Genomic DNA, 25,566 nt, shown 5'->3' with positions numbered 1-25,566 from the left:
CCTATTATGGCGCCGTTCGAGCAAACCGGGTAACGGAAATGAGCGGTGCAAGGCCTTATTTGCAAGGAGACTATCTGCAATGAAAAAAGCATTCAAGCTGGCAGTTTTGCCCGGTGACGGTATTGGCCCTGAAATCATGGCAGAGGCCATGAAGGTTCTGGATGCCATTGAACAGAAATTCGGCGTCAGGTTCGAACGCAACTTTGCCAATGTGGGCGGCGTTGCCATCGATACGGATGGAAAGGCGCTGCCCGATGCCACGATCGCATTGTGCCACGCCTCCGACGCCATTCTGTTTGGCAGTGTCGGCGGGCCCAAGTGGGATCTGCTGCCCGCCGAGGAGCGTCCCGAGCGCGGTGCGCTGTTGCCTTTGCGAAAAATCTTCGGGCTGTTCTGCAACTTCCGGCCTGCCATCGTGTTTCCGTCTTTGACCTCGGCTTCTTCACTCAAGGAAGAAATTATAGCCGGAGGTTTCGATATCCTGGTTGTCCGCGAGCTGACCGGGGATGTATATTTCGCCCAGCCCAAAGGGATCGAGGGCGAAGGCTCTCAGCGGCGCGGTTTTGATACCATGGCTTATTCAGCATACGAGATCGAGCGAATCGCGCGCGTCGCTTTTGAAGCCGCCGGCAAGAGAGGCAAAAAACTCGTGTCCATCGATAAGGCGAATGTCCTGTCGAGTTCGGTGCTGTGGCGCGAAGTGGTGGAACAGGTTGCCGCCGACTACCCCGATGTCGCCCTGACCCATATGTATGTCGATAACGCCGCCATGCAGCTGGTCAAGAATCCCAAGCAGTTCGACGTGGTTTTGTGCCCCAATATGTTTGGTGACATTCTGTCTGACGAGGCCGCCATGCTGACCGGCTCTCTGGGGATGTTGCCATCTGCCTCGCTGGCGGAAGGCACCTTCGGCATGTACGAACCTGCCGGCGGCAGCGCGCCGGACATCGCCGGTAAAAATGTTGCCAATCCCGTTGCCCAGATTTTATCGGCGGCAATGCTGCTGCGGTATTCATGCGGTCTGCCCGAGGCCGCGGAATGTATTGAAAAAGCAGTGGAAAACTGTCTTGCCAAAGGGTTGCGCACTCAGGATATATTCCAGAATGCGAGCGGTGAGCAGTTGGTTTCCACCAGCGCCATGGGCGATGCGGTGGTGGCTGAAATTAACCGGGCGTAAGCCGGCAGGGACCGGAACAGGTCCTGTCCCCTGATAATCTATAGTCGCGTTCCAAGCGGAAGGAATCATCCATGTCCAAGTTGTTCAATGTCGCGGTCGCCGGAGCTACCGGCGCCGTGGGTAATCAGATGCTGGAAGTGTTGGCCGAGCGTAATTTTCCCATCGGGGAGCTGCGTTTGCTGGCGTCCGAACGTTCCGAAGGGAAATTTCTGGAATTCAGGGGCGAGCAACTGGTTGTGCAGAAACTTGGCAGGGATTCTTTCAAGGGTATCGATATCGCCCTGTTCAGCGCCGGCGGTTCGCGCAGTGAGGAATTCTGTCCCATCGCCGCGGCTTCCGGGGCGGTCTGCGTTGATAATTCCAGTGCCTGGCGCATGGATCCCGAAGTCCCTTTGGTGGTTCCCGAAGTCAACCCGGCGGATGTTGCCCTGTATACCAATAAAGGTATCATCGCCAACCCCAACTGTTCCACTATCCAGATGATGGTTGCCCTCAAGCCGCTGCATGACTACGCTAAAATCAAGCGTATCGTTGTTTCTACCTATCAGGCCGTGTCCGGCACCGGACGAAATGCCATCGAGGAGCTGCGCATTCAATCCGGCGAGTTGCTCAACGGTCGTCCTGCCGAGTGCAAGGTGTATCCTCATCAGATTGCCTTTAATTGCCTGCCGCACATTGATGTCTTCCTTGATAACGGCTATACCAAGGAAGAAATGAAAATGGTCAACGAAACCAGAAAAATTCTCGGCGACAACGCCTTGCGTGTTACCGCCACCACGGTTCGGGTTCCGGTGTTTTACTGCCATAGCGAAGCGGTCAATATCGAAACCGAAAAACCGCTGTCCGCGGCCAAGGCCCGCGAACTTCTGGCTGCGGCTCCGGGCGTCCGGGTGGTTGATGATGTTGCCAATCTGCTTTATCCGACCGCGATTGATGCCGCCGGGCAGGATCTTACCTACGTGGGCCGTATTCGTGAGGACGAGTCGATCGACAACGGTCTGAATCTGTGGGTGGTTGCCGACAATCTTCGCAAGGGCGCCGCCACCAATGCGGTTCAGATCGCTGAATTGCTTGCGGCCAAATATCTGTAAATTGCAAACAACCGGTCGTTTTCAAAGGGGCCTCCGGGGCCCCTTTGCTGATTCTGGGTAACCATACAGGGACAGGGGTGAGATTGTGGCAGACGCACGGCCGTCCGTGGCGCAAAAACCCTTCGCACTCGACCCCCGCACCAGGCTGGTGGCTCTGGCAGCTTTGCTGGTTGGCGTTTTTTCGGCCCCTGGCGTCAAGGCTCTGCTGGGTATCAGTCTGCCGGTTCTGAGCCTGGTGCTGCTGTGTGGTGTCCCCCGGCAACGACTGTTGCGGCGGTGCTTTTCCTTACGCTGGCTGTTTGCCGGAGTACTTCTGATGCACCTTCTGCTGGGCAGCGGACGGACGCTGGGTGGCGTGGCCTTTCTGTCTTTGGATGGATTTTACGAGGGCGTTTTGATTGTCTGGCGGCTGGGCCTGGCATCGCTTTGTTCCGCTGTATTCTGTTGGACCACGTCGCCTGCCTGCCTCATGCAGGCCCTGCGGTTGAACATGGGCAGGCTCGGGCGGTTGCCCGCGGCGGGTTTTCTGAGCCGTCATGTGGCTCTCGTGTTTTTATGGTTGCCTCTGGTTCAGGATGCGCTATCCTCGGCGAAGAAGCCTGATCGTAACCCGGGGCGTCCCTGGTTTGCGCGGTTCGGCGATGCCGTGGAGTCCTTTTTCCTGTTGATGGATGGCCTGTTTCAGAAAGTTGATATGATAGCCGTGAACGTGCATTGCGAATCGGGGCTGTCTTTTTCCGCCGAGGTATCCGCCGGGGCTCGAATGGCTATGGCCGACCGTCTGGTATTGCTGGCATCCGCGGTTTTTGTGCCGTGCTGGTTGTGGGGTGTGCGATGAGCGTCGTGCGGCTTGTCATAGAGTACGACGGCACGCAATACGTGGGCTGGCAGATTCAACCCAACGGCCTCGCCGTGCAGCAGGTGGTTGAGGATGCTCTGGCGCGCATCTGCGGAGTCAGGCATCGGCTGGTTTCCTCCGGCCGTACCGATGCGGGGGTTCACGCACGCGGCATGGTGGCGCATTTCGTCACGGATAAACTTTTGCCGATGCGCGCTTATCGTGATGGCGTCAACCGGCACCTTCCGGCGGATATCGCCGTGCGCGACGCAGCGCTGGCATGCGATGATTTTCACGCCCGTTACAGCGCCAGATCCAAGTGGTATCGTTACAGTATTTATCGCGCTGCGGTGCGATCCCCCATGGCCTGCCGTTTCAGCTGGCAGGTGCGTGGGCGACTGGATGTCCAGGCCATGCGTGAGGCCGCCGAACTGTTTGTCGGGCGACATGATTTTTCGGCGTTTCGCGCCAGCGGCTGTGCGGCCCGCACAACGGTGCGAGAGCTTTTCTCCGTCGATCTGGTTGAGGAAGATCCTTTGCTGCAGGTGGATGTGCGCGGTGAAGGTTTTTTGCGGAACATGGTGCGCATCATGGTCGGGACCCTGGTCGAGGTCGGCCTGGGAAGCAGGTCGCCTTGCGAAATTGAAGATATGCTGTCGGCTGGGGGCAGGGATCGTGCCGGGGTCACGGCTCCGCCCCAGGGGCTTTGCCTGATGGCGGTCGATTACGCCGGGCAGGATGTTTTTCCCGGGCAAAAATGCCTTGACATGTCTGAAACGTTCCGCTAAATTCGGATGTCCCTGTGGTCCCGTTACGCAAATCACAGTTTACGCATAGAGAGGAAGCCATGAGCACGCAGGTAGCAAAAAAATCCGAAGTCAAAAAGAACTGGTATGTCGTCGACCTGGATGGCAAGGTGCTGGGTCGCGCCGCAAGCGAGATTGCCCGCGTCCTGCGCGGCAAGCACAAGGCGATTTACTCCCCGAGTGTGGATACCGGTGATTTTGTGGTCGTTATCAATGCCGAAAAGGTCAAGCTGACCGGTAATAAACTGGCTGCCAAGATGTATTACCGCCACTCCGGATATCCCGGCGGATTGCGCGAGGCCACTGCCGCGCAAATGCTTGACAAGAAGCCCGAAGATCTGATCAGGAAGGCTGTCAAAGGCATGTTGCCCAGGAACAAGCTGGGCCGGGACATGATCCGCAAGCTGAAGGTGTATGCCGGCGGCGAGCATCCGCATGCTGCCCAGCAGCCGCTTGAATTGAACATTTAAGGAATTCAGGACCGAGTCAGGAGATAAAGATGGCCGAACAAAGGTTCTACGCAACCGGCAAAAGAAAAACATCCATCGCCCGTGTCTGGCTGCAGCCGGGGGAAGGTAACATTACTGTCAATCGTCGCACCCTGGATGAGTATTTTGGACGGGAAACCTCCAAGATGGTTATTCGCCAGCCTCTTGAACTGACCAACAACGTCGGGAAGTTCGATATTCTGGTCAATGTATGCGGCGGCGGGCCCTCGGGTCAGGCCGGTGCCATCAAGCATGGCATCACCAAGGCTCTGCTCGAGGCCGATCCCGAACTCCGCGCTGTGCTTAAAAAAGCCGGATTCATTACCCGCGACAGCCGTGCCAAGGAGCGCAAAAAATACGGACGCAAATCCGCCCGCGCACGGTTCCAGTTCTCCAAACGTTAATCCGGATGGGTTGCAGGGTCGGGTCGGTCATTCTGCCCAGCTCTGCGTCTTTACAGCTATGGTGCAAAGGGAAACCCGCGGGTTTCCCTTTTCGCTTTTATGGAGGTTGCCATGGTCAGAGTTGCCATTGTCGGCGCCAGTGGTTATACCGGTGTCGAACTGCTTCGGTTGCTGCTTAATCATCCGCGGGTCGAAATTACCTGCGTGACTTCCCGTCAGAATGCCGGAACGCCCATTGTCAGTGTTTTCCCTTCACTGCTCGGACGTATCGATCTGGCCTTTGATCCGGTCGACCTCGATACCATCATCCGAAAATCCGACTTCGTATTTACCGCACTGCCTCACAAGGCCGCCATGCTTGTGGTTCCCGAATTGCTCAAGGCCGGCAAAAAAGTTGTCGATCTGTCCGCGGATTACCGCCTGCGCGATGTTGCCGTTTATGAGGCATGGTACGACAAACATACCAGCCCCGAGTTGCTGGGCGAGGCGATCTATGGGCTCCCTGAGCTTTTTCGCGAGAATATTCGCGGCGTACGTCTGGTGGCCAATCCGGGTTGCTATCCGACCAGTGTCGCTTTGGCGCTGGCCCCGTTGCTGGAAAAGATGCTGATCGATCCACACAGCCTGATCATTGACAGCAAGTCGGGTACCAGCGGAGCCGGACGTACCGCAAAGCTCGGCAGCCTGTATTGCGAGGTCAATGAAGGTTTCAAAGCCTACGGTGTGGCTTCGCATCGCCACACTCCGGAAATCGAGCAGACCCTCGGCCAGTTGGCGGGGCAGCCGGTTCGCGTCAGCTTTACACCGCACCTGTTGCCGGTCAGCCGTGGCATTTTGTCCACCTGTTACGCAACCTTGACGCAGCCCATGGATACGGCGCAGCTGCAGGGATTGTTCGCGCGGCGTTATGCCGATGAACCTTTTGTGCGGGTTCACCCAAAGGGCGAATTACCCAATATACTCCATGTGCGCGGCAGCAATTTCTGTAATCTCGGCGTTGTCGGGGACCCTCGCACCGGCCGTGTCATCGTCGTCTCGGTTATCGATAACCTGCTCAAGGGCGCGGCCAGCCAGGCGGTGCAGAATATGAACATCATGCTGGACTGGGAGGAAGATTGCGGGCTGAAGGATCTTCCCCTGTATCCCTGATGCTGCTGGGAGAGTCTGCTTTGCTCAAGCCCGTACCGGGGTGCTGTCATTAACACGCGCGTCCATCCAGGCAACCTTTATGCGCCGGATCGTTCTCCGCTTTTCCTGCCGACCAGTCGGCGGGAAATGGAGGACCTAGGCTGGGACGAACTCGATGTCCTGTTTGTCAGTGGCGATGCCTATGTCGATCATCCGGCATTTGGCGTGGCGCTGCTGGCGCGGTTTCTCTTTAGTCATGGGTTTCGGGTCGGCATCCTCCCCCAGCCGGACTGGAGACGTGGCGATGCTTTTCGTGTCATGGGCCGGCCGCGACTGTTTGGGGCGGTTTCCGCCGGCGCCATGGATTCCATGGTGAACCATTACACGGCTGCGCGCAAGCTGCGCCACAACGATGCCTATACACCCGGAGGGCAGGCCGGGGCCCGCCCCAACCGCGCGGTCATCGCTTATACCGCGGCACTCAAGAGCGCCTACAAAGGGCTTCCGGTGGTCATCGGCGGGATTGAAGCCAGCCTGCGCCGTCTGGCGCATTACGATTACTGGTCGGACAAAGTACGCCGTTCGGTGCTGGCCGATGCCAAAGCCGATATGCTGATTTACGGCATGGCGGAGACCAGTCTTCTGGAGCTGGCGCGGCGCTGCGCGGCCGGAAGCCGTCCTGCTCAAATTCTGGACCTCCCCGCATCGGCGGTCATGGTTTCACAGGCGCCTGCGGGAACCGTCGAACTGCCTTCCTATGAAACCGTGTGCCAGGACGCGTCGGCTTTCAATGACGCTTTCATGCGTGCGGCAGCTGAAGCCGACCCTTACCGGGGGCGTCGTGTCGCACAGCATCACGGCGAGCGCTGGGTCCTTGTCAACCCTCCGGCTTTACCCCTCGACCAACAGCAGCTGGACGCATTGTATGCCTTGCCGTTCAGTCGCCTGCCGCATCCCGGTTACACCGACCCGATTCCAGCCTTTGAACAGATCCGCTACTCCATAACCAGCCACCGGGGATGTTTTGGCGGCTGTGCCTTCTGTGCCATTGCCTCCCATCAGGGAAAAACAATACAGTCCCGTTCCGAAGCTTCCATTCTGGCCGAAGCCGCCAGGATGGCTGAATCCGAAGGTTTTCGGGGCACAATCACCGATGTCGGCGGACCATCCGCCAATATGTACGGTGCGCATTGTGGCAATGCCGAGGCGCGCCGCAACTGCCGCCGCCAGGGCTGCCTGTTTCCCGAACCCTGCAAGCATCTCGTGGCCGAAGATAAAGCCATCGCCGCGATGTTGAAAAAAATCGGGGCGTTGCCCAACGTGCGTCACGTGTTCGTCGCATCCGGCGTGCGTCTCGATCTCCTGGAGCAACAGCCGGCCTATTCCCGGCAACTGCTGGAACGGCACATCAGCGGCCTGCTCAAGGTCGCGCCGGAAACCTTGAGCGGCAAGGTGGCGAAGATCATGCGCAAGCCGGGACCGGCTATTTTCCTGCGTTTTCTGCATGGTTTTCGCTTGTTTAATCGCGAGCAGGGCAGGCGACAGGCGATAGTTCCCTATCTTATCGCCGGGCACCCCGGTTGCACCCTGGGGGACATGGTCGACACCGCACTGTTTTTAAAGGAGAACGGGTTGCGTGTCGAACAGGTGCAGGAATTTACGCCGACGCCGGGAACGCTGGCAACCTGCATGTATCACACCGGCATCGACCCCGAGACCGGAAGATCGGTCCATGTTGCCAGGGGCGATCGGGAAAGGCGCCTGCAAAAAGCCTTGCTGCTGTGGCACCTGCCGGAACAGCGAACCAGTATCATGCATGCATTGCAAAGCTGCGGCCGCCTTGATGCAGCAGATCGGCTGCTGGGTAAGGGGGTGGATAAACGCCGCCAGATTTCCGCTTCCGCCAGTGCCAGACGACATGGAAAAAAATCTGGCCAGAACCGCAAATCCGAATAAGGGCAGGTTGCTGGCAGCGGTCGGTCATAGCTGCCAGGTCAGGGTGGCAGGGAGTTCCATGACACCGGTCTGCGGCCGCATTTCTTGACAGTGCCTGCCGGGAAGATTAAGATAGCGCCCTTTGACAAGAGGAATGCTGCCATGGTCGATTTTATGGTGACGGTGATGGGGGTGGTGCTGATCGTCGAGGGCATGCCCTGGTTTGTTTCGCCTGCCGGTATGAAAAAAATGCTGCTTGGCTTTTTGCGCATACCCGATCGCATCATGCGCGGTATGGGACTGTTGCTTATGGCAAGCGGGTTGCTGCTGGTGTATCTGGTTAAAGGATGAGTTCCGCGAGTTATCAGCATGATCTGCACAGGCAGATTATGCTGCCCGGAGCCTGGCATTGACGAAAGTTGTAAACCATCATATGCGTCTGAATGATTTCGATTTCGAACTTCCGGAAGCGCTGATTGCCCAGCACCCTTTGCAGGAACGCCAGTCCTCCCGACTGATGGTTCTTAACCGGGAAACGCAACAGGCACAGCTGGCGCGCTTCGCCGAAATCGTCGACTGGTTTCGCGCAGGGGACGTGCTTGTTGTCAACGATACACGGGTGATTCCTGCGCGTCTTCTGGGCCGCAAGGAGACTGGCGGACGTATCGAGGTGTTTCTGGTGCGGCGCCTGCCTGGCGACGATGAGACCTGGGCCTGCCTGACCCGGTGTTCCAAGTCGCCTCGCACCGGCATGCGCCTGTGTTTCGGGGAAGGACTTGAGGGTGTCGTTACCGAAGGAGGCGCTTCTCCCTACCGGCATGTGCGTTTCGAATGCCCCGGAGACTTTGCCGCGGTCCTTGGCCGGGTCGGACGAATTCCGCTTCCGCCTTATATCCGACGGGAAGCCACCGAAGAAGATCATATCCGCTATCAAACCGTCTTCGCCAGAGCGGCGGGTGCCGTTGCCGCACCCACCGCCGGCCTTCATTTTACCGGGGGAATCCTTCAGGCTCTGCGGACCAGGGGGGTCGATATCCGCACTTTGACGCTGCATGTCGGGCTTGGGACTTTTCTGCCGGTGCGCACCGATAATCTGGCCGAACATCGCATGCACGAGGAAAATTACATTGTGCCGGCGGATACCGCGGCGGCTGTCAATCTTGCCAAGCAGGAGGGGCGGCGTGTCATTGCTCTTGGCACTACCAGTACGCGCACCCTGGAATACGCTGTCGATGACCGTGGCAGGCTGTGCGAGGGGCAGGGCAGTTGCGACCTGTTTATCCGGCCCGGCTTTGACTTCCGGATTATAGACGGGCTGATAACCAACTTCCATTTACCCTGCTCAACTTTGCTGATGCTGGTAGCGGCTTTTGCAGGCCGGGATTTTGTCCTCGAGGCTTACCGAAGGGCCGTGGCCGAGCGTTTTCGTTTTTTCAGCTATGGCGATTGTATGTTGATCCTCTGAGCCGGCGGTGCCCCGTGGCATATCGGCGCAGGACAGTTTTGATGCTGTCGCATCGTTTGCAGTGTTTCGATCAAAAGGGGATCGTTGCTTCGCGGGCAGGTCTCCGGAAGGAATTTATTGTCTGTGAAGGGTTTCAGGTTCGAATTGCTTACGCAGGACTCCGGCAGCCAGGCGCGGCGTGGCCGCATGACGACCCGCCGGGGCGTGGTGGAAACGCCTGTTTTCATGCCGGTGGGCACCCAGGGCACGGTCAAGGCCATACTGCCCGAGGATCTCAAGGCGGAAGGTGCGCAGATCATTCTGGCCAACACCTACCATTTGTTTTTGCGCCCTGGCCACGAGCGCATCCAACGGCTCGGCGGCCTGCATTCCTTTATGCACTGGACCGGTCCGATCCTGACCGACAGCGGCGGGTTCCAGGTGTTCAGCCTCGGCAAGCTGTGCAAGATCAGCGAGGACGGCGTGCGCTTTCAGTCCCACCTCGACGGCTCCCGGCAGGTTCTCACGCCGGAGGTGTCCATCGCGGTGCAGGAAGCCCTCGGGGCGGATATCATCATGGTCTTCGACGAGTGCATTCCCTATCCTTCGAGTCGCGAATACGTTGCGGACTCCACCGCCCTTTCCCAGCGTTGGGCACTGCGTTCCAAAAACGCCCGCAGCCGCCGGGATGGGGCTGCCCTGTTCGGCATCGTGCAGGGAGGCATGTATCCGGATTTGCGGCGCCAGAGCGCCGAAGCTCTCGTGGAGATCGGTTTTGACGGCTATGCCCTCGGTGGTCTGTCCGTCGGTGAAGAGGCCGAGCGCATGTACGAGATGATGGATATCGCGCTGCCGCTGCTGCCGCAGCAGTGCCCGCGTTATGTCATGGGTGTCGGAACGCCGGAAAACCTTATCGAGGGCATAGCGCGCGGCGTGGATATGTTCGACTGCGTGATGCCGACACGCAACGCCCGTAACGGCACGCTGTTTACTTCCTTTGGAAAAATCAGCATCAAGCAGGCGCGTTATGCCGATGACAATGGCCCCGTCGATCCGGCCTGCGGGTGTTATGTGTGCCGTAACTACAGTCGCGCCTATTTGCGCCATCTGTATCAAAGTAACGAGATTCTGGCTTCGATGCTCAACACGCGGCATAATCTCCATTATTATCTCGATTTGATGCGTCAGGCGCGGCTTGCCATCGAACAGGGGCGCTTTGGCGCCTTTCGCGCCGATTTCCACAGGCGCCGCCACGATGACGGATCGCAGGACTGAAAAACACCTGAGTCCGTCTGTTTTTTATGGTAGGCTGCTAACAGATTGTAAACGAATAACCACACTTCAACCCGAAGGAGCCGATTATGTTCTGGATTTCCGAAGCCCATGCCATGGCATCGCCCCCCGGCGGTCAGTCCAACCCCTACAGTACCATTATCATGCTGGTGCTGATGTTCGGCATCTTTTACTTTCTCCTGATCCGGCCACAGCAGAAACGTGCCAAAGAGCATAAACAACTGGTTGACGGACTCAAGGTCGGCGATCAGATCGTCACCGCCGGTGGCATTCACGGCAAGGTCGCCAGTGTGCAGGACAACATCGTGTCCCTCGAAGTTGCCACGGGCGTCAAAATCAGGGTCAATCGTTCCTCCATCGTGAGTGTGGAACAGGGCTGAACCCGCATCGCAGTTTCGTTTCCCGGGTGCGCTTTTATGATTCCGCTCCGCTTTTTCCTCGCGGGGCGGTTGTTGAATAGCCGTTTGTTTGTGGATCCGGCGGTTGCCGGGTGTCTGCACCTTGCCTGCGCGTTGGCAGCGGTCCTGTTCGTCGGATCGCCTGCCGGTTTCCGGGCCGGGCGGGCGCGCTGTCATCGATTGCGAAAGGAGTAGTGACCAGCCATGTCCAAAAGCATCAAGCTGCGGGGAGGGGTCGTTCTGTTGTGCCTCGTCCTGTCCATGTTGGTATTAATGCCGACGCTGTTTCCCAACAGTACCCCTAACTGGCTGAAAAAAAGTTTTGATCCTCTGCATCTCGGTCTCGACCTGCAGGGAGGCATGCATCTTGTGCTCGGGGTGGACGTCGACAAGGCTGTGGAAAGCCGGGTTGACGGACTGGTTGACCAGATCGAGGGCGAGCTGAGGGACAAGGATATTATTTTCAAGCGGGTATCGAGGACCGGCAATGATCGCCTGACGGTTGTGGTCTACGACGATGAGGCGGGCCGCCAGATCGATGCTCTGATGAGCGAGGGCGTTTATGCTGACCTCGAGCCGCTGACCCTTGAGACCCAGGGCGGGTATATCGAAAAAAACTTCCGCTATTCCACGGAGGCGGTGTCGGCTATCAAGGACAACGCTGTCAAGCAGGCGCTGGAGACACTGCGCAACCGTATCGATCAGTTCGGGGTCAGTGAAACGGTTCTGCAGCGACAGGGAAGTGATCGCATCCTGGTGCAGTTGCCCGGGGTCAAGGAGCCCAAGCGCGCCGTTGCCCTGCTGGGCAAGACCGCCCTGCTGGAGTTCAAGATGGTGGCGGACAATGTCGATGCGCAAGCCGTTGCCGGCGGGGCGCTGCCTCCCGGAACCCGTCTTCTGTACGAACGGATGGTCGACCGGAAGACCGGGACCGTTACCCAGGTCCCTTTGGTTGTATACGATAAAACCGTCCTGACTGGCGATCTGGTCTCCGACGCCCAGGTGCGTATCGACCCCCGCTTTAACGAACCCTACGTTTCCATCGATTTCAACGCCGTGGGCGCCAAGCGCTTCGATCAGATTACCGCCGCCAACATTGGCCAGCGCATGGCCATCGTGCTGGACGATACTGTCTACTCGGCACCGGTCATACGCGAGAGGATCTCCGGCGGCAGTGCACAGATCTCCGGTTCCTTTGACGAGCAGGAGGCCACCGACCTGGCGATTGTTCTGCGTGCCGGTTCGCTGCCCGCGCCGGTTACCATTCTCGAAAATCGTACAGTGGGTCCGTCCCTCGGTCTCGATTCCATCAATCAGGGGATTTTGTCGGTCATTATCGGCAGCGTCGCTGTGGTGGTTGCCATGGCAATCTATTACAATCTCGCCGGACTGGTGGCAAACCTGGCGCTGGTGCTCAATCTGATATTCATTCTGGCGCTGCTCAGCCTCTTCAAGGCCAGTCTCACCCTGCCGGGGATCGGCGGTATTGTGCTGACTCTGGGAATGGCCGTCGACGCCAACGTGCTGATTTACGAACGTATCCGCGAGGAACTGCGTCTTGGAAAAACGGTCCGAAATGCGCTTGAGGCTGGTTACAGCAAGGCTTTTTTGACGATTATGGATGCCAATATTACAACCTTGATCGCCGCTTTGGTGCTGTTCCAGTTCGGCACCGGCCCGGTCAAAGGATTCGCCGTGACCCTGTCGGTGGGGATTGTATCTTCCCTTTTTACGGCCATCTTTGTTTCGCGCGTAGTTTTCGACTTTTTCCTGGAACGTTACCAGGTCAAGCGGTTGAGTATCTAGGGAGGGTGGCATGCAAATCGTCAAGCACGATATCAATATCAACTTTGTCGGCCGGCGCAAGCTGGCGCTGATCTTTTCTCTGTTGCTGGTGGTTGCCGGGCTTGTTTCCCTGATTGCCAGAGGCGGACCTGAATACGGCATTGATTTTGCCGGTGGTACCCTGATCCAGGTCAAATTCTCCGAAGCCACCCGGGCCGCCGATATCAAATCCGCCCTCAAGGGCATGCACCTGAAAGGTCTGTTGGTGCAGAAATTCGAGGGGGACTCGCAGGAGTTCATGCTTCGCCTGCAGGACACCAGTTCCGAACTCGAGGGGATGGCGCAGCAGGTCGGCGCGCATCTTGAACAGGCTTACGGTAAAGGAACGGTGGATATCCGGCGCGTTGAAATGGTCGGACCACAGGTGGGCAAGGATCTGCGCAAAAAAGGGCTTATGGCTATCCTGTTTGCCATGATCGGGGTACTGATCTACATTACCATTCGCTTCGAATTCAAATTCGCCGTCGGCGCTGTCATTGCCCTGGCGCACGATGTGCTCATTACCCTCGGAGCGTTCTCCCTGTTCGGCAAGGAGATCGACCTGCCGATCATTGCCGCGTTCCTGGCCATCATCGGATATTCACTGAACGACACCATCATCGTGTACGATCGGATTCGCGAAAATATCGGGCGGCATCCGAAGCAGTCCTTCGATCAGACGGTCAATGGCAGCATCAATGAAACTCTGTCCCGCACGATTCTCACCTCGGGCACCACGTTGCTTGTCGTGTTGGCTTTGTTTCTGTTCGGCGGCGGGGTCATTCACAATTTCGCCTTCGCCATGCTGGTCGGGATTCTGATTGGCACCTATTCCTCTATTTTCGTCGCCAGCCCGGTTCTTCTGGTCTGGGACGATATGAAGAAACGGCGCAATGCCACGGCTTCCTGATTCAAGGCTTTAAGCAACTGACGTGATCGGGCCGGGAAGGGAAACCTCCTGGCCCGATCACATTGGAAGGACAAAACACAAGGGGGAACATGGTAACGCCGCATCTGGATACGCTCTGGATTGAACGCCCTCGCAGCGAGGCTCTGCAGGGAGTGGATCTGCAACGGTGTTTGGGTGTTTCGCATCTGGCCGAGGAAGTGCTGCGCCGCCGCGACCTTCCCTCTCTCGAAGAAGTTCGCGAGTTTCTCGAAGCCCGGCTGTCCGCCATGCCCGATCCTTTTCAGATGGCGGACATGCAGCGCGCCGTGGAGCGCCTGGCGCAGGCCCTGCGTCAAGGGGAGGGGATCGCGGTGCACGGGGATTACGACGTCGATGGCGTTACGGGCACGGCGTTGATGGTCGAAACCCTGCGCGCCATTGGCGGACGGGTCAGTTACCACATCCCCATGCGCCTGAAAGATGGTTACGGGCTGTGCCTGGAGGCGCTCGAATCCTGCGCGGCAGCCGGCGCCCGTGTGGCGGTCTCCGTCGACTGTGGCATCTCCGCGCATCGGCAGGCGCAAAGGGCTGCCGAACTGGGCCTTGATCTGATCATCACCGACCATCATCAGCCGCCGGAAATTCTTCCGCAAGCCTTGGCGATTGTGAATCCCGCCCGTCGCGATTGCTCCTTTCCCTACAAGCACCTTGCCGGCGTCGGCGTGGTGTTTTTGCTGCTGGTCGCATTGCGCAGGTATCTGCGCGAGTCGGGATACTGGACCAAAAGTGCCGAACCGGATCTGCGCTACGGTCTTGATCTGGTAGCACTGGGCAGCATCGCGGACATTGTTCCTCTCAAGGGACTAAACCGCGCTTTGACCAAGGCGGGTCTCGAATTGCTGTCCCACTCCGGACGGCCCGGTCTGCAGGCGCTAAAACAGGTTGCCGCGGTCGACAAGGTTACCTGCGGCACGGTCGGGTTTCGCCTGGCCCCGCGCATCAATGCCGCCGGCCGCCTCGAAGATGCCTCCGTTGGCGTTGAGCTGCTGCTGAAAAGGTCCGTCGAGGATGCCATGCCCGCGGCCGAGTTGCTCGACCGGGTCAATCGACAGCGCCAGGTTCTCGAGCAGCAGACCCTGGAGGAGGCCGATGAACGCTGGCAGCGGGAAACTTCCGGGGCGACGCACAGCATCGTGCTCGCCGATGCGCGGTGGCACCCCGGCGTGATCGGCATTGTCGCCAGCCGGCTGGTCGAAAAGTACCATCGCCCGACAGTGTTGATCGCGCTGAACGAGGGGGCCGGCAAAGGTTCCGCACGTTCGATCAAGGGGTTGCACCTGTATCAGGCCTTGCAGGACTGCCATGCTTGCCTGCAGGGGTTTGGCGGTCATGAATTTGCTGCCGGACTCAGCATCGGGGCGGAGAAGATTCCGGAATTCGCCCGGCGCTTTGAAGCGGTGGCCCGGCAGCGGTTGAGCCCGGACGATCTTTTGCCCCGGCAATTTCACGACGGGGAAATTACCCTGGAGGAGATCGACGCCGCTGACCTGCTGGCTCTGGAACGTCTTGCTCCCTACGGTCCGGGAAACCCCCAGCCGTTATTTCTGGCTCGTGGTGTGCACCTGCAATGCATTCAGGTTGCCGGTGAAAGCCATTTGCGGTTTCTCGCCTGTCAGGGAGGATGCGGTTTGTCCGCCATTGCCTTCGGCATGGCGGATCGGCGGCATCAGCTTGACGGCCCCCAGGATATCCTCTTCATTCCCAGCTTGAATGACTGGCGCGGCAAGGTCTCCATTCAGTTGCAGGTCAAACACATCCGCCCCGCCCTCCATGAATGATCGCCCTGCTCAGGCTGCATCGGACGGCGCTCTTTGGGGCAGGGTGGCTTTTGCCTACGGACCGCACGGCATTCAGCGTCCACGCTCTGCTTTTTCAAACGGCGGCAGTGATGAACGGGCGGCATAGTGTGGAGAAGTGAAAATCAGCAACGCCCGGGAACATAAGCCCCGGGCGTTGCTGTTTGTGCGGGGATGTTTACAGCCCGGCGTCCCGGGCGATTTTTTCCCAGGCTGGCAGGCTTGCCTCGATGGTCTGCATGGGAATGCAGTAAGCGATACGGAAGTAGCCGGGAGCGCCGAATCCCTGCCCGGGCACCACCAGCACGCGGTGTTCCAGCGCCATGCGGGTGAAGGCCACATCATCCTCGATGGGTGATTCCGGGAAAAGGTAAAAACCTCCCTGCGGCTTGACGGTCCGAAAGCCGAGGCGGGTCAGGTGCTCGAAGAGCATGTCCCGTTTGACCTGGTAATCCGCAATGTCGACGCTTTCCTCCTGCAGGCCGGCAACCAGACGCTGCATCATGGCCGGCGCGTTGACGAATCCCAGCACCCGGTTGCAGAAAACGGCACCCTCGATGAATTGCTGAACGTCGTCCATGGCCGGGTTGGCGGCAAGGTAGCCGATACGCTCTCCCGGCAGGGCCAGGTCCTTGCTATGGGAGGTTATGATGACGGCGTTGCGAATGTGCTCGAAAATGCAGGGGACCGTTGCATCGTCATAGGCCAGGCGGGCGTAGGGTTCGTCGGATAGCACAAAAAGGGTACGGCCCGATTCCCGCTCCTTGCGCGCCAGCATATTGCCGAGGGCTTGCAGGTCCGCCGCCGGGTAAATGACGCCGGTGGGGTTGTTGGGGGAATTGATGATGATGGCCCGGGTTCTGGGGCCGATGGCGGCTTCGATGGCATCGATGTCGAGTTGAAAGCTGTCCTTGCGGGTTGCAACGGATCTGGTGGTGCCGCCGTGGTTGTCGACGTAAAAGATATATTCGACGAAGTAGGGGGCCAGGATCAGAACTTCGTCGCCGGGGTCGAGAATGGTCTTGAGGGCCACGTTCAGCGCCCCTCCGGCGCCGCAGGTCATGACGATATGGCGGGCTTCGACCGGCGATGAAGCGGTTCGGGAGAGATGCCGCGCCACAGCCTCGCGCGTCTCCGGATAACCGGCGTTGTTCATATAGCGGTGCATGCCTGGTTGCGGATGGCTGGCCAGTTGAAGAAGTGCCTTGTTGAAGGCTTCGGGCGGTTCCGTCGAAGGATTGCCGAGGGTAAAATCGAAGACGTTGTCATCGCCGTGTATGGCTTTCAGGCGCGTACCCTCCTCGAACATCTTTCGAATCCATGATGCCCGTTCGATAAACGCGGAAACTTTCGTGGAAATAGCCATGGCCCCTCCCTGGTAAAAGAATACATGCCGGGTGCTTCCGGTCGCAGTGTAATGTCTTGCGTGCGGGGGGTCAAGAATTATGCTGGAGTGCAGGCCGGTGCCCGGCTTTCGTTTGCTTTTTGCGCAAGGATAGGCTAATCTTGCAGCCCATATTTCAGCGGGGTGGAACGTGTATGGAGACAGTGGAAAAAGTATTGGCCGAATTGCGACGGAAAATCGATGGGATCGATGATCAGATCCTGTCCCTGCTGAACCAGCGGGCGCTTGTGGCCCAGCAGATCGGGCAGGCCAAGGCCGGCCAGGGGCTCGATTTTTACAACCCGGGGCGGGAACTTGCCGTGTTCGAACGGCTTGTTGCCCAGAATTGCGGGCCTTTCCCCGCGGATGCGGTGAAACGCGTTTTTCGGGAGATTATTTCCGCTTCCCTGTCCCTTGAACAGCCCATGAAGGTGGCCTTTCTCGGGCCGTCGGCGACTTTCACCCACCAGGCGGCACAGAAGCAGTTCGGTTTTTCCGCTCAGCTTGTGGCTCTGAAAAGTATCCCCGCGGTGTTTGAGGAAGTGCGTCGGGGCCGGGCCGATTTTGGCGTGGTGCCGGTGGAGAACACCACCGAAGGAATCGTCTCCCATACCCTGGACATGTTCGTCGAGTCGGATCTGGTAATCAATGCGGAAATCCTGATGGAAATCTCCCATGATCTGCTTTCCGTCAGCGGCAGGATGGAGGATGTCGGCAGGGTTCTGTCCCATCCCCAGGCCCTTGCCCAGTGCCGCCACTGGCTTGAAGAAAACCTTGCCGATGTTCCCCTTGTCGATGCGCCCAGCACCGCCATGGCCGCGCGCCAGGCGTCGGAAGATCCGGGCATCGCAGCCATTGCCAGTGAAATCGCCGCCTCCCTTTACGGACTGCGCATCATCAAGTCGAAAATTCAGGACAATACCAACAACCTTACCCGTTTTCTGGTGGTCGGCCGGACCCTCTCCCCGCGGACCGGACAGGACAAGACCTCCGTCATGTTTATTGTCGCCGATCAACCTGGCATTCTCTGCAGGATGCTTGAACCGTTCAGTCGCCGGAACATCAATCTCACCAAGATCGAAAGCCGGCCGATCAAATCCAAGGCCTGGGAGTATGTGTTTTTCCTTGATCTGGAAGGGCATGCCGAGGATGCCGCGGTCAGTGAGGCGCTGGCGGACCTTCAGTCCTGCTGCCGCTCCTTCAAGATCCTGGGGTCCTATCCGCGTTGCCGTTAAATCAATCTTCTTTTCTGTCAGGATGCATTCAATAGATATGTCGGATTTCTATGTTTCCAAGCTGGCCGTGGTGGGTGTCGGTCTCATCGGAGGATCCTTTGCGCTGGCCCTCAAGCAAGCTGGTCTCGTCGGCGAGGTGGTCGGTATCGGCCGCGGGCGGGCAAACCTTGAAACGGCCTGCGAGAGAGGCATAATCGACAGTTTCACTCATTCCCTCGTAGAAGGAGTGGCGGAGGCCGATGTGGTATTCCTGGCCACGCCGGTCCGGACCCTGGCGCGGGTGGCCGCGGAGGCCCTGCCGTATATGAAAAAGGGCGCGGTTCTGACCGATGGCGGCAGTGTCAAGGCCGAGGTGGTCGCGGCGATCGAGCCGTTGCTCCCCGAAGGCGTGCATTTTGTGCCCGGACATCCCGTGGCCGGTACCGAACGCAGCGGCGCGGAGGCGGCCTTTGCCACGCTGTACCGGGGGCGGCGCTGCATCCTCACGCCGACCTCGCGTACCGATCGCGGCGCCCTGGAGCTGATCCGGCAGTTGTGGCGGGCCGCTGGCAGTGAAGTGGTTGACATGACGCCGGAAAAACACGACCACATCCTGGCGGCCATCAGCCATCTGCCGCACATGGTTGCCTATGCGCTGGTCAATGCCGTGGTCGGCTGCGGAGACCAGGACGAGGACATTCTCAGCTATTCGGCGGGCGGATTCAGGGACTTTACACGCATTGCCTCGTCCGATCCGACCATGTGGCGTGATATCGCGCTGAGCAACCGTGAAGCGCTGCTGGAGGTGATCGGGATCTTCGAAAAAAGCCTGGCAACAGTGAAGAGCGACATCGCTGCCGGCAATGCCGATGCGCTGTTCGACTTTTTCCAGCGGTCCAAACAAAGGCGTGACGCCATCGTTTGAGAATTTTCGGGCGCCGCCCGATGCAAGAAACAGGGGAAAATATGCGTGATCTACAGGTTATCCGGCCCGGGGGCCGGTTGCGCGGTGAAATTCAGGTTCCCGGCGACAAGTCGATTTCCCATCGGGCTGTCATGCTTGGCGCGCTGGGCAAGGGGGAGACGGTAGTTCGGGGGTTGTTGCGCGGTGAAGACAACCTTGCAACCCTGGAGGCTTTTCGCGGCATGGGGTTGAGGTCCTGGATGAACCCGGTGATGTTCTGCGTATCAGAGGGCGGGGTCTGAACGGTCTGCAGGAGCCCCAGGATGTTATCGATTGCGGAAACTCCGGAACCACCATGCGGCTGATGACCGGCCTGCTGGCGGGACAGAGGTTTTTCTCCGTATTGACCGGCGACCGGTTTCTGCGCAAGCGTCCCATGAAACGCGTCGTCGTGCCGCTGACCGGCATGGGGGCCAGAATTCTGGGCCGCGCCGGTGGTGAATTCGCTCCCCTGGCTCTTAAGGGCAGTCCACTCACGGGGATAACTCACCAGTCGGCGGTCGCCAGCGCGCAGGTAAAGTCCGCGCTGATGCTGGCCGGGCTGTATGCCGACGGGCCGACCACCATTCGTGAGCCCCATGTGTCCAGGGATCACAGCGAACGCATGCTGCGCTGGTTCGGAGCCGACGTCAGGCCTTTTGACGGAGGCGTAACCCTGTATCCCGGCAGAGCTTTGCAGGGGCGCGAGGTGACGGTGCCCGGCGATATCTCCTCAGCCGCCTTTTTCATGGTGGCCGCTCTGATCGTGCCCGGTTCGGAACTTATTATCCGGCAGGTGGGCGTGAATCCGACCCGCAGCGGCATTATCGATATTCTGCGTGCGATGGGCGGACAAATCGAGTTGCTCGATCAGCGGGAATGTTCGGGAGAGCCGGTGGCGGATATCCTGGTGCGGGCCAGTGATCTGAAGGGCGTGGAAATCGGCGGTGCCCTGGTGCCGCGCGCCATCGACGAATTTCCGGTGATCAGCGTTGCCGCCTGTTTTGCCGAAGGCCGGACGGTGATCCGCGATGCCCGGGAATTACGGGTCAAGGAAACCGACCGCATTGCTTCCATGTGCTCCCAGCTCGAAGCTCTCGGTGCCCAGGTCGAGGCGCGGGATGACGGCATGGTGATTGACGGCGGCAGCGAACTCGGCGCAGCGCAGGTGTCCGCTCTTGGCGATCACCGCATCGGCATGAGCATGGCCGTGGCCGCCCTGCGGGCCCGGGGGTCGGTAACCATTTCTGAAACGGCGTGCACCGCGACATCCTTTCCCGGTTTCTGGGAGCTTTTCGATGCGTCCCGCGAGGTTTGACCAATTCTGATCGAGAAAGGCCGATCTTTTGAAACAAGCTCTTATCATCGCTATCGACGGTCCTTCCGGTGTCGGCAAAAGTACCCTGAGCCGTCGTCTGGCCAAAAAGCTCAATTATGTTAACATCGACACCGGCGCCATGTACCGCTCGGTGGCCCTTGCCGCCCACAGGGCCGGCATCGCACCGGATGACGAAGCATCCCTTTCAGCATTGTGCCTGCGGATCGAGATCCGCTTCGTTCGTCAGGACGAGATGGAGCGGGTATTGCTCAATGGCGAGGATGTCTCCGAAGCCATCCGGACTCCGGAAATCAGCCTCTTGTCATCCAGGGTCTCCGCGCATCCCGTGGTGCGCCGGGCACTTGTCGAATTGCAGCGCGAACTGGGTCGCAACGGTGGCGTCGTGCTGGAGGGGCGCGATATCGGCACGGTGGTGTTTCCCGGAGCCGATGTCAAATTTTTCCTGGCCGCAAGCGCCGCCGAGCGAGGCAGACGCCGTTGGCTCGAACTCAGGGACAAGGGGCTTGACGTCGATCTCGAGCGCACCATCGAGGAAGTCGAGGCCCGGGACGCCGCCGATACCCAACGCACCCACGCGCCGTTGCGCCAGGCGCAGGATGCGGTGTGCATCGACACCACTCACCTTGACATCGACCAGGTTCTGGAGCGCATGCTTGAGGTGGTTGCCCAGAGCCGCTTGCAGGACGTTAATCTGAAGGAGACCCCCGCGTCATGAAGATCATTCTGGCCGCCAGTGCCGGGTTCTGTTTTGGCGTCAAGCGCGCTACCAACCTTGCTTTCGAAGCCGCCGACGAATATCCCCATATCTGCTCCCTGGGGCCGATCATTCATAGCCCGCAAGTTGTTAAAAAACTGGAGGAAAAGGGGGTCAAGGTTATCGGTAAAGTGGAGGATATCGATCACGGTGCGGTTATCATCCGATCCCACGGCATTACCGCCGAGGAACTCGATATGATACACCAGCGGGATCTCAGAATTGTCGACGCAACCTGTCCGTTTGTGAAAAAAGCCCAGGATTATGCCACGATGCTGTGCAACGAGGGATATTCGGTAGTCCTGGTCGGTGAAAAAGATCATCCCGAGGTGCAGGGTATCATTTCCTATACCCGTGGCGGGGAAGTCTTCGTGGTGGCCGACTGCAAGGAAGCCGAGCGGGTGCCGAACCGTCCCAAACTGGGCCTCGTCGCCCAGACCACCCAGTCTTTCAAAAACCTCCAGCAGGTAGCCGAAACCTGCCTTGAGAAAAGCAAGGAGGTGCGGATCTTCAACACCATTTGCGATGCGACCTCGGTACGCCAGAACGAGGCGCGGAAAATTGCGAGGGAGGCGGATCTGATGCTGGTTGTCGGCGGATTCAACAGCGCCAACACCACCCGCCTGGCGCAGATCTGCCAGGATATTCAACCACGGACTTTTTATGTGGAAACCGCTGAAAAGATCCAGGACAGCTGGTTTGATGGCGTCGAATGTGTCGGTATCACCGCCGGTGCATCCACCCCCCGCTGGATTATCGATCAGGTCGTGGAACGGGTCGCGGGTGTGTCCAAATAAATGTTTGTTTTTTTAGTGTTATCATGCTAAGGTCGCTCCGATGTCCTCGGGGGCATCGCTGTCGCGGGTCGGCAGGATTATCGCTTAGGGGGTTAGTTTGTTAATGGTAGATGCTAAAGAAAACAAAAACACTGATGAATTCATGGATGATGAATTCGAGGACATGGAACAGAGCTTCAGCGAGCTTTTTGAGAGCAGCATCAAGGAGCTCAATGTAGGTGACGTTGTCGAGGGCACGGTTCTGCAGATCAACGGCGACATGGTCGTGGTCGATGTCGGATACAAGTCCGAAGGCATCATTCCTCTTTCTGAGTTCAGTGACGAGAGCGGCCAGGTGGATGTCAAGGTCGGCGACAAAATCGATGTGCTTTTCGAGCGCCGTGAGAATGAGAACGGTCTGATCAGCCTGTCGAAGGAGAAAGCCGACCGTCAGAAAATCTGGAACAATCTCGAAGAAGGCGCCGTCGTCGAAGGCCGTATTGCCGCCCGCATCAAAGGCGGCCTGTCTGTCGATATCGGCGTCAATGCGTTTTTGCCTGGCTCCCAGGTTGATCTGCGCCCGGTGCGCAATCTGGATAAACTGCTTGGCGAATCCTTCGAATTCAAGATCATCAAGCTCAATAAACGGCGCGGCAATATTGTTCTGTCGCGTCGCGTCCTGCTGGAAGAGCAGCGCGAGACGCTGCGCCAGGATACTCTCGAAACCCTGGCGGAGGACCAGGAAGTGGTCGGCGTGGTCAAGAATCTCACCGATTACGGCGCGTTTATCGATCTTGGCGGCATCGATGGCCTGTTGCACATCACCGATATGTCCTGGGGACGCGTGGCGCATCCCTCCGATGTCCTGGCCGTGGGAGACAAGATCAAGGTCAAGGTTCTCAAGTTCGACCGCGAGAAGGAACGTGTGTCTCTTGGTCTGAAACAACTGACTTCGGATCCCTGGCTGAGCGTCGCCGATAAATACCCCATCGGTAACCGGGTATCCGGCAAGGTGGTCAGTCTGACCGACTACGGCGCATTTGTCGAACTGGACGAAGGTGTCGAAGGGCTGATTCATGTCAGCGAAATGAGCTGGACCAAGCGGATCAAGCATCCCAGCAAGATTCTCAATATCGGCGACGAAATCGAATCGGTGGTGCTTGCCGTCGACGTGGCCAACCGTCGCATTTCCCTGGGACTGAAGCAGACCGAGCGCAACCCCTGGGAAGTCATCGGCGAGAAATTCCCCATCGGCACCATTATCGAGGGTCAGGTGAAGAACATCACCGACTTCGGTATCTTCGTTGGCGTTGATGATGGCATTGACGGTCTGGTGCACATTTCCGATCTTTCGTGGACCAAGCGCATCAAGCATCCCTCCGAGTTGTACAAAAAAGGTGATGTGGTCAAGGCCGTGGTCCTCAATATCGATCAGGACAACGAGCGGTTCTCGCTTGGCATCAAACAGTTGGCATCCGATCCCTGGCAGACCATCGCCACCCGTTACGCTCCCGGCACCATGATCCAGGGGAGAGTTACCTCCGTTACCGATTTCGGCATTTTCCTGGAAGTCGAGGAGGGGATCGAGGGATTGATCCACGTTTCTGAAATCAGCAAGGAAAAAATCGATTCACCGAAGGATTTCGCCAAGGTGGGTGATCTCCTTGAAGCCGTGGTTCTGCATGTGGACACCGACGACAAGAAAATCGCGTTGTCCATCAAGCATGTTGCGCAGCAGAAGGAGAAAGCTGAAGTCGATGCGTTCCTCGGCTCGCAGAAAAGCGCCACGTCCAATCTTGGGGATATCTTCAAGGGCGCTCTCGATAAGGCCGGTGACAAAGATTAATCCTTTTACGGGATCGTACCGGTCGGATTGTCATTGCCGGCCGGTACGCTTGATGCTTTCATGAAGAAACGACCTTTTTTGATGGCCCTGCTGACGCTCGGGGCCATCTTTCTTTTATTCGTGGTTCTGACCCTGTTGCTGTCGCGCTGCGGTAGAGATTTTCAGGGACTACCCCTGGGTGAACGCATCGGGGTTATTGAAATCGAAGGCATGCTTACGGAATCCGAGGAGACCGTTACGCAATTGCTTTCCTTCAGGGATGATACTTCGATCAAGGCCGTCATTCTGAGGGTCAACTCCCCGGGCGGAGCCGTAGCGCCTTCTCAGGAGATACACGACGAAGTGGCGCGCCTCGCGGCAGTCAAGCCAGTTGTCGCATCCATGGCATCCGTTGCTGCTTCGGGGGGTACTATGTCAGCATCCCTGCGCATCGCATACTGGCCAACCCCGGCACCATCACCGGAAGTATCGGGGTAATTATGCAGGTCACCAATTTTGAGGATCTTTATCACAAGCTTGGATTGAAAAACCAGGTCGTCAAAAGCGGGGAACATAAGGATATGGGGTCGCCGCTGAGGCCGATGACGGCTGCCGATCGTCATATTCTGCAAAGTATCATCGATGATGTTTACGATCAGTTTGTCCATGCGGTCAGCGAAGGTCGAAAAATGCCTGTTGCCAATGTCAAACAGTTGGCCGACGGGCGTATATTTACCGGGAGGCAGGCCAAGGAAGCCGGGCTTGTCGATCAGCTTGGTGGATTGCAGGACGCTGTCAGGGTTGCTTCCGAACTTGCAGGGATTCGCGGTGAGCCGAAGCTGGTTTATCCATCGAAGCCCAAAGAAAGCCTGTTGAAATATTTTATAGAAGAATCCGCCTCGCAGGTGGGTCGCGTGCTGGAGCAAAGGCAGGAGGGCACTCCGGTCATGCAATATCTGTGGACGGGCCAATGACCAGGAGGGTTTGAGTTCATGACCAAAAGTGAGTTGATCGAGGAGCTTTCCTGTGTGAACGGAATGCTCAGCAAAAAGGAATCGGAACTGGTAATCAATACCGTACTCGATAGCATTCGCGACGCTCTGGTCGATGGCGACCGCGTTGAGATTCGCGGGTTTGGGTCTTTCACCGTGCGCACACGTGAGGCGCGTGAGGCCAGAAACCCCAAGAGCGGTGAGGTGGTTTCCATTCCGGCAAAGAAAACTGCTTTTTTCAAAACCGGCAAGCAGCTTCGTGAACGGGTCGATAGCGGGGAGTAACCCGGTTCCCTTTTTACACGCCTTGCAGGAGGGATCATGAAAGCCAGAACCCATTTAGCTATCTCGTCGACGTTGGTTGGTGAATTGGTGGCTCTGCAGGAGGGCGAGGCCGTTGCCCGTCTGCAGACCACGGCGGCTATGGCTGCCGATGAGCACGGCCTGGTACATGGAGGGTTCACATTCGGGCTTGCAGACTATGCTGCGATGCTCGCGGTCAATGATCCCCATGTCGTTCTGGGCAGCGCCGATGTAAAATTTCTTGCGCCTGTTCGCTGCGGCGAGGTGATGGAGGCCACGGCGCGCCTTGAGAACCATGAAGGCCGAAAGCATCGCGTTCACTGCTACGTTGCAAGTGGTGAAAAGCGCGTCTTTGAAGGATCCTTTATCTGCTTTGTGCTGGATAAGCCAGTGTTGGGCTGAACGGTTGATGCACCAGGGTTTTCCTCCAACTCGTTTGTGACACAACAAAGCCCCGCACGGTGT

25 protein-coding genes and 1 pseudogene are annotated in these 25,566 nt (G+C 58.2%); 25 read left to right on the top strand and 1 reads right to left on the bottom strand.

Annotated features, from left to right (window positions below):
* Positions 1 to 79 precede the first annotated feature (79 nt).
* The 15 genes from leuB (at position 80) to recJ (ending at position 15,553) form a co-directional block, all read left to right on the top strand.
* A complete protein-coding gene (gene leuB, locus A6070_RS08335; protein ID WP_072287874.1) occupies positions 80 to 1,177 on the top strand; it encodes a 3-isopropylmalate dehydrogenase in 1,098 nt (365 codons plus the stop codon).
* A gap of 71 nt (positions 1,178 to 1,248) precedes the next feature.
* The gene (locus A6070_RS08330) at positions 1,249 to 2,268 is read left to right on the top strand and encodes an aspartate-semialdehyde dehydrogenase (protein WP_072287873.1); all 1,020 of its coding nucleotides are present in this window, start codon (positions 1,249 to 1,251) and stop codon (positions 2,266 to 2,268) included.
* Between the two features lie 85 nt (positions 2,269 to 2,353).
* A complete protein-coding gene (locus tag A6070_RS08325; RefSeq protein WP_072287872.1) occupies positions 2,354 to 3,106 on the top strand; it encodes a CbiQ family ECF transporter T component in 753 nt (250 codons plus the stop codon).
* Positions 3,103 to 3,894: a tRNA pseudouridine(38-40) synthase TruA gene (gene truA, locus A6070_RS08320; protein ID WP_072287871.1), complete on the top strand. Its 792-nt coding sequence runs from the start codon at positions 3,103 to 3,105 to the stop codon at positions 3,892 to 3,894. Before A6070_RS08325 ends, truA begins: the two co-directional genes overlap by 4 nt.
* A gap of 59 nt (positions 3,895 to 3,953) precedes the next feature.
* On the top strand, positions 3,954 to 4,382 hold the full coding sequence (gene rplM, locus A6070_RS08315) for a 50S ribosomal protein L13 (RefSeq protein WP_072287870.1): 429 nt from the start codon (positions 3,954 to 3,956) through the stop codon (positions 4,380 to 4,382).
* Between the two features lie 29 nt (positions 4,383 to 4,411).
* Entirely contained in the window at positions 4,412 to 4,804 is a 393-nt protein-coding gene (gene rpsI / locus A6070_RS08310; protein ID WP_072287869.1) for a 30S ribosomal protein S9, read from the top strand.
* A 111-nt stretch (positions 4,805 to 4,915) separates the two neighbouring features.
* Positions 4,916 to 5,953, top strand: a complete 1,038-nt coding sequence (gene argC, locus A6070_RS08305; RefSeq protein ID WP_072288204.1) for an N-acetyl-gamma-glutamyl-phosphate reductase — start codon at positions 4,916 to 4,918, stop codon at positions 5,951 to 5,953.
* 48 nt (positions 5,954 to 6,001) lie between these two features.
* A complete protein-coding gene (locus A6070_RS08300) occupies positions 6,002 to 7,888 on the top strand; it encodes a YgiQ family radical SAM protein (protein ID WP_072287868.1) in 1,887 nt (628 codons plus the stop codon).
* 141 nt (positions 7,889 to 8,029) lie between these two features.
* On the top strand, positions 8,030 to 8,218 hold the full coding sequence (locus A6070_RS08295) for a DUF2065 domain-containing protein (RefSeq protein ID WP_072287867.1): 189 nt from the start codon (positions 8,030 to 8,032) through the stop codon (positions 8,216 to 8,218).
* Between the two features lie 82 nt (positions 8,219 to 8,300).
* Complete coding sequence (queA, locus tag A6070_RS08290; RefSeq protein ID WP_072287866.1) at positions 8,301 to 9,332, top strand: tRNA preQ1(34) S-adenosylmethionine ribosyltransferase-isomerase QueA; 1,032 nt, start codon at positions 8,301 to 8,303, stop codon at positions 9,330 to 9,332.
* Positions 9,333 to 9,455: 123 nt separating this feature from the next.
* Positions 9,456 to 10,586 (top strand): tRNA guanosine(34) transglycosylase Tgt, encoded by a 1,131-nt coding sequence (gene tgt / locus A6070_RS08285; RefSeq protein ID WP_072287865.1) that lies wholly within the window; start codon positions 9,456 to 9,458, stop codon positions 10,584 to 10,586.
* Positions 10,587 to 10,672: 86 nt separating this feature from the next.
* The gene (gene yajC, locus A6070_RS08280; protein WP_072287864.1) at positions 10,673 to 10,984 is read left to right on the top strand and encodes a preprotein translocase subunit YajC; all 312 of its coding nucleotides are present in this window, start codon (positions 10,673 to 10,675) and stop codon (positions 10,982 to 10,984) included.
* 222 nt (positions 10,985 to 11,206) lie between these two features.
* Positions 11,207 to 12,808 carry a protein translocase subunit SecD gene (gene secD, locus A6070_RS08275; RefSeq protein ID WP_072287863.1) on the top strand — a complete coding sequence of 534 codons (1,602 nt, stop codon included), beginning with the start codon at positions 11,207 to 11,209 and terminating at the stop codon, positions 12,806 to 12,808.
* A gap of 10 nt (positions 12,809 to 12,818) precedes the next feature.
* Complete coding sequence (gene secF, locus A6070_RS08270) at positions 12,819 to 13,736, top strand: protein translocase subunit SecF (protein WP_072287862.1); 918 nt, start codon at positions 12,819 to 12,821, stop codon at positions 13,734 to 13,736.
* A gap of 89 nt (positions 13,737 to 13,825) precedes the next feature.
* Positions 13,826 to 15,553 carry a single-stranded-DNA-specific exonuclease RecJ gene (gene recJ, locus A6070_RS08265; protein WP_072287861.1) on the top strand — a complete coding sequence of 576 codons (1,728 nt, stop codon included), beginning with the start codon at positions 13,826 to 13,828 and terminating at the stop codon, positions 15,551 to 15,553.
* Positions 15,554 to 15,749: 196 nt separating this feature from the next.
* Here recJ and A6070_RS08260 read toward each other — a convergent pair whose 3' ends face one another.
* Entirely contained in the window at positions 15,750 to 16,937 is a 1,188-nt protein-coding gene (locus A6070_RS08260; RefSeq protein WP_072287860.1) for a pyridoxal phosphate-dependent aminotransferase, read from the bottom strand.
* A 173-nt stretch (positions 16,938 to 17,110) separates the two neighbouring features.
* Between A6070_RS08260 and pheA the strand changes: the two genes are divergently transcribed.
* The 10 genes and pseudogenes from pheA (at position 17,111) to A6070_RS08215 (ending at position 25,503) form a co-directional block, all read left to right on the top strand.
* Positions 17,111 to 18,190: a prephenate dehydratase gene (gene pheA, locus A6070_RS08255; RefSeq protein WP_072287859.1), complete on the top strand. Its 1,080-nt coding sequence runs from the start codon at positions 17,111 to 17,113 to the stop codon at positions 18,188 to 18,190.
* A 37-nt stretch (positions 18,191 to 18,227) separates the two neighbouring features.
* Entirely contained in the window at positions 18,228 to 19,094 is an 867-nt protein-coding gene (locus A6070_RS08250) for a prephenate dehydrogenase (protein WP_072287858.1), read from the top strand.
* A 41-nt stretch (positions 19,095 to 19,135) separates the two neighbouring features.
* Positions 19,136 to 20,430 (top strand): annotated as a pseudogene (gene aroA / locus A6070_RS08245) (3-phosphoshikimate 1-carboxyvinyltransferase).
* Positions 20,431 to 20,458: 28 nt separating this feature from the next.
* On the top strand, positions 20,459 to 21,166 hold the full coding sequence (cmk, locus tag A6070_RS08240) for a (d)CMP kinase (protein WP_072287856.1): 708 nt from the start codon (positions 20,459 to 20,461) through the stop codon (positions 21,164 to 21,166).
* The gene (locus A6070_RS08235) at positions 21,163 to 22,002 is read left to right on the top strand and encodes a 4-hydroxy-3-methylbut-2-enyl diphosphate reductase (RefSeq protein WP_072287855.1); all 840 of its coding nucleotides are present in this window, start codon (positions 21,163 to 21,165) and stop codon (positions 22,000 to 22,002) included. The genes cmk and A6070_RS08235 overlap by 4 nt, the downstream gene beginning before the upstream one ends.
* A 103-nt stretch (positions 22,003 to 22,105) precedes the next feature.
* On the top strand, positions 22,106 to 23,827 hold the full coding sequence (locus tag A6070_RS08230) for a 30S ribosomal protein S1 (RefSeq protein ID WP_072287854.1): 1,722 nt from the start codon (positions 22,106 to 22,108) through the stop codon (positions 23,825 to 23,827).
* Between the two features lie 60 nt (positions 23,828 to 23,887).
* Complete coding sequence (locus A6070_RS16070; RefSeq protein ID WP_236718877.1) at positions 23,888 to 24,304, top strand: ATP-dependent Clp protease proteolytic subunit; 417 nt, start codon at positions 23,888 to 23,890, stop codon at positions 24,302 to 24,304.
* Positions 24,205 to 24,780 (top strand): signal peptide peptidase SppA, encoded by a 576-nt coding sequence (sppA, locus tag A6070_RS16065; RefSeq protein WP_330220618.1) that lies wholly within the window; start codon positions 24,205 to 24,207, stop codon positions 24,778 to 24,780. The genes A6070_RS16070 and sppA overlap by 100 nt, the downstream gene beginning before the upstream one ends.
* A gap of 18 nt (positions 24,781 to 24,798) precedes the next feature.
* The gene (locus A6070_RS08220; RefSeq protein WP_072287853.1) at positions 24,799 to 25,083 is read left to right on the top strand and encodes an integration host factor subunit beta; all 285 of its coding nucleotides are present in this window, start codon (positions 24,799 to 24,801) and stop codon (positions 25,081 to 25,083) included.
* 36 nt (positions 25,084 to 25,119) lie between these two features.
* Complete coding sequence (locus A6070_RS08215; protein ID WP_072287852.1) at positions 25,120 to 25,503, top strand: PaaI family thioesterase; 384 nt, start codon at positions 25,120 to 25,122, stop codon at positions 25,501 to 25,503.
* Positions 25,504 to 25,566: the final 63 nt, after the last annotated feature.

The sequence above is a fragment of the Syntrophotalea acetylenica genome, from assembly GCF_001888165.1.
Classification (GTDB): Bacteria; Desulfobacterota; Desulfuromonadia; order Desulfuromonadales; family Syntrophotaleaceae; genus Syntrophotalea; species Syntrophotalea acetylenica.
Note: the sequence above shows the minus strand (reverse complement) of the source record. Positions and strands in the feature narration are given on the sequence as shown.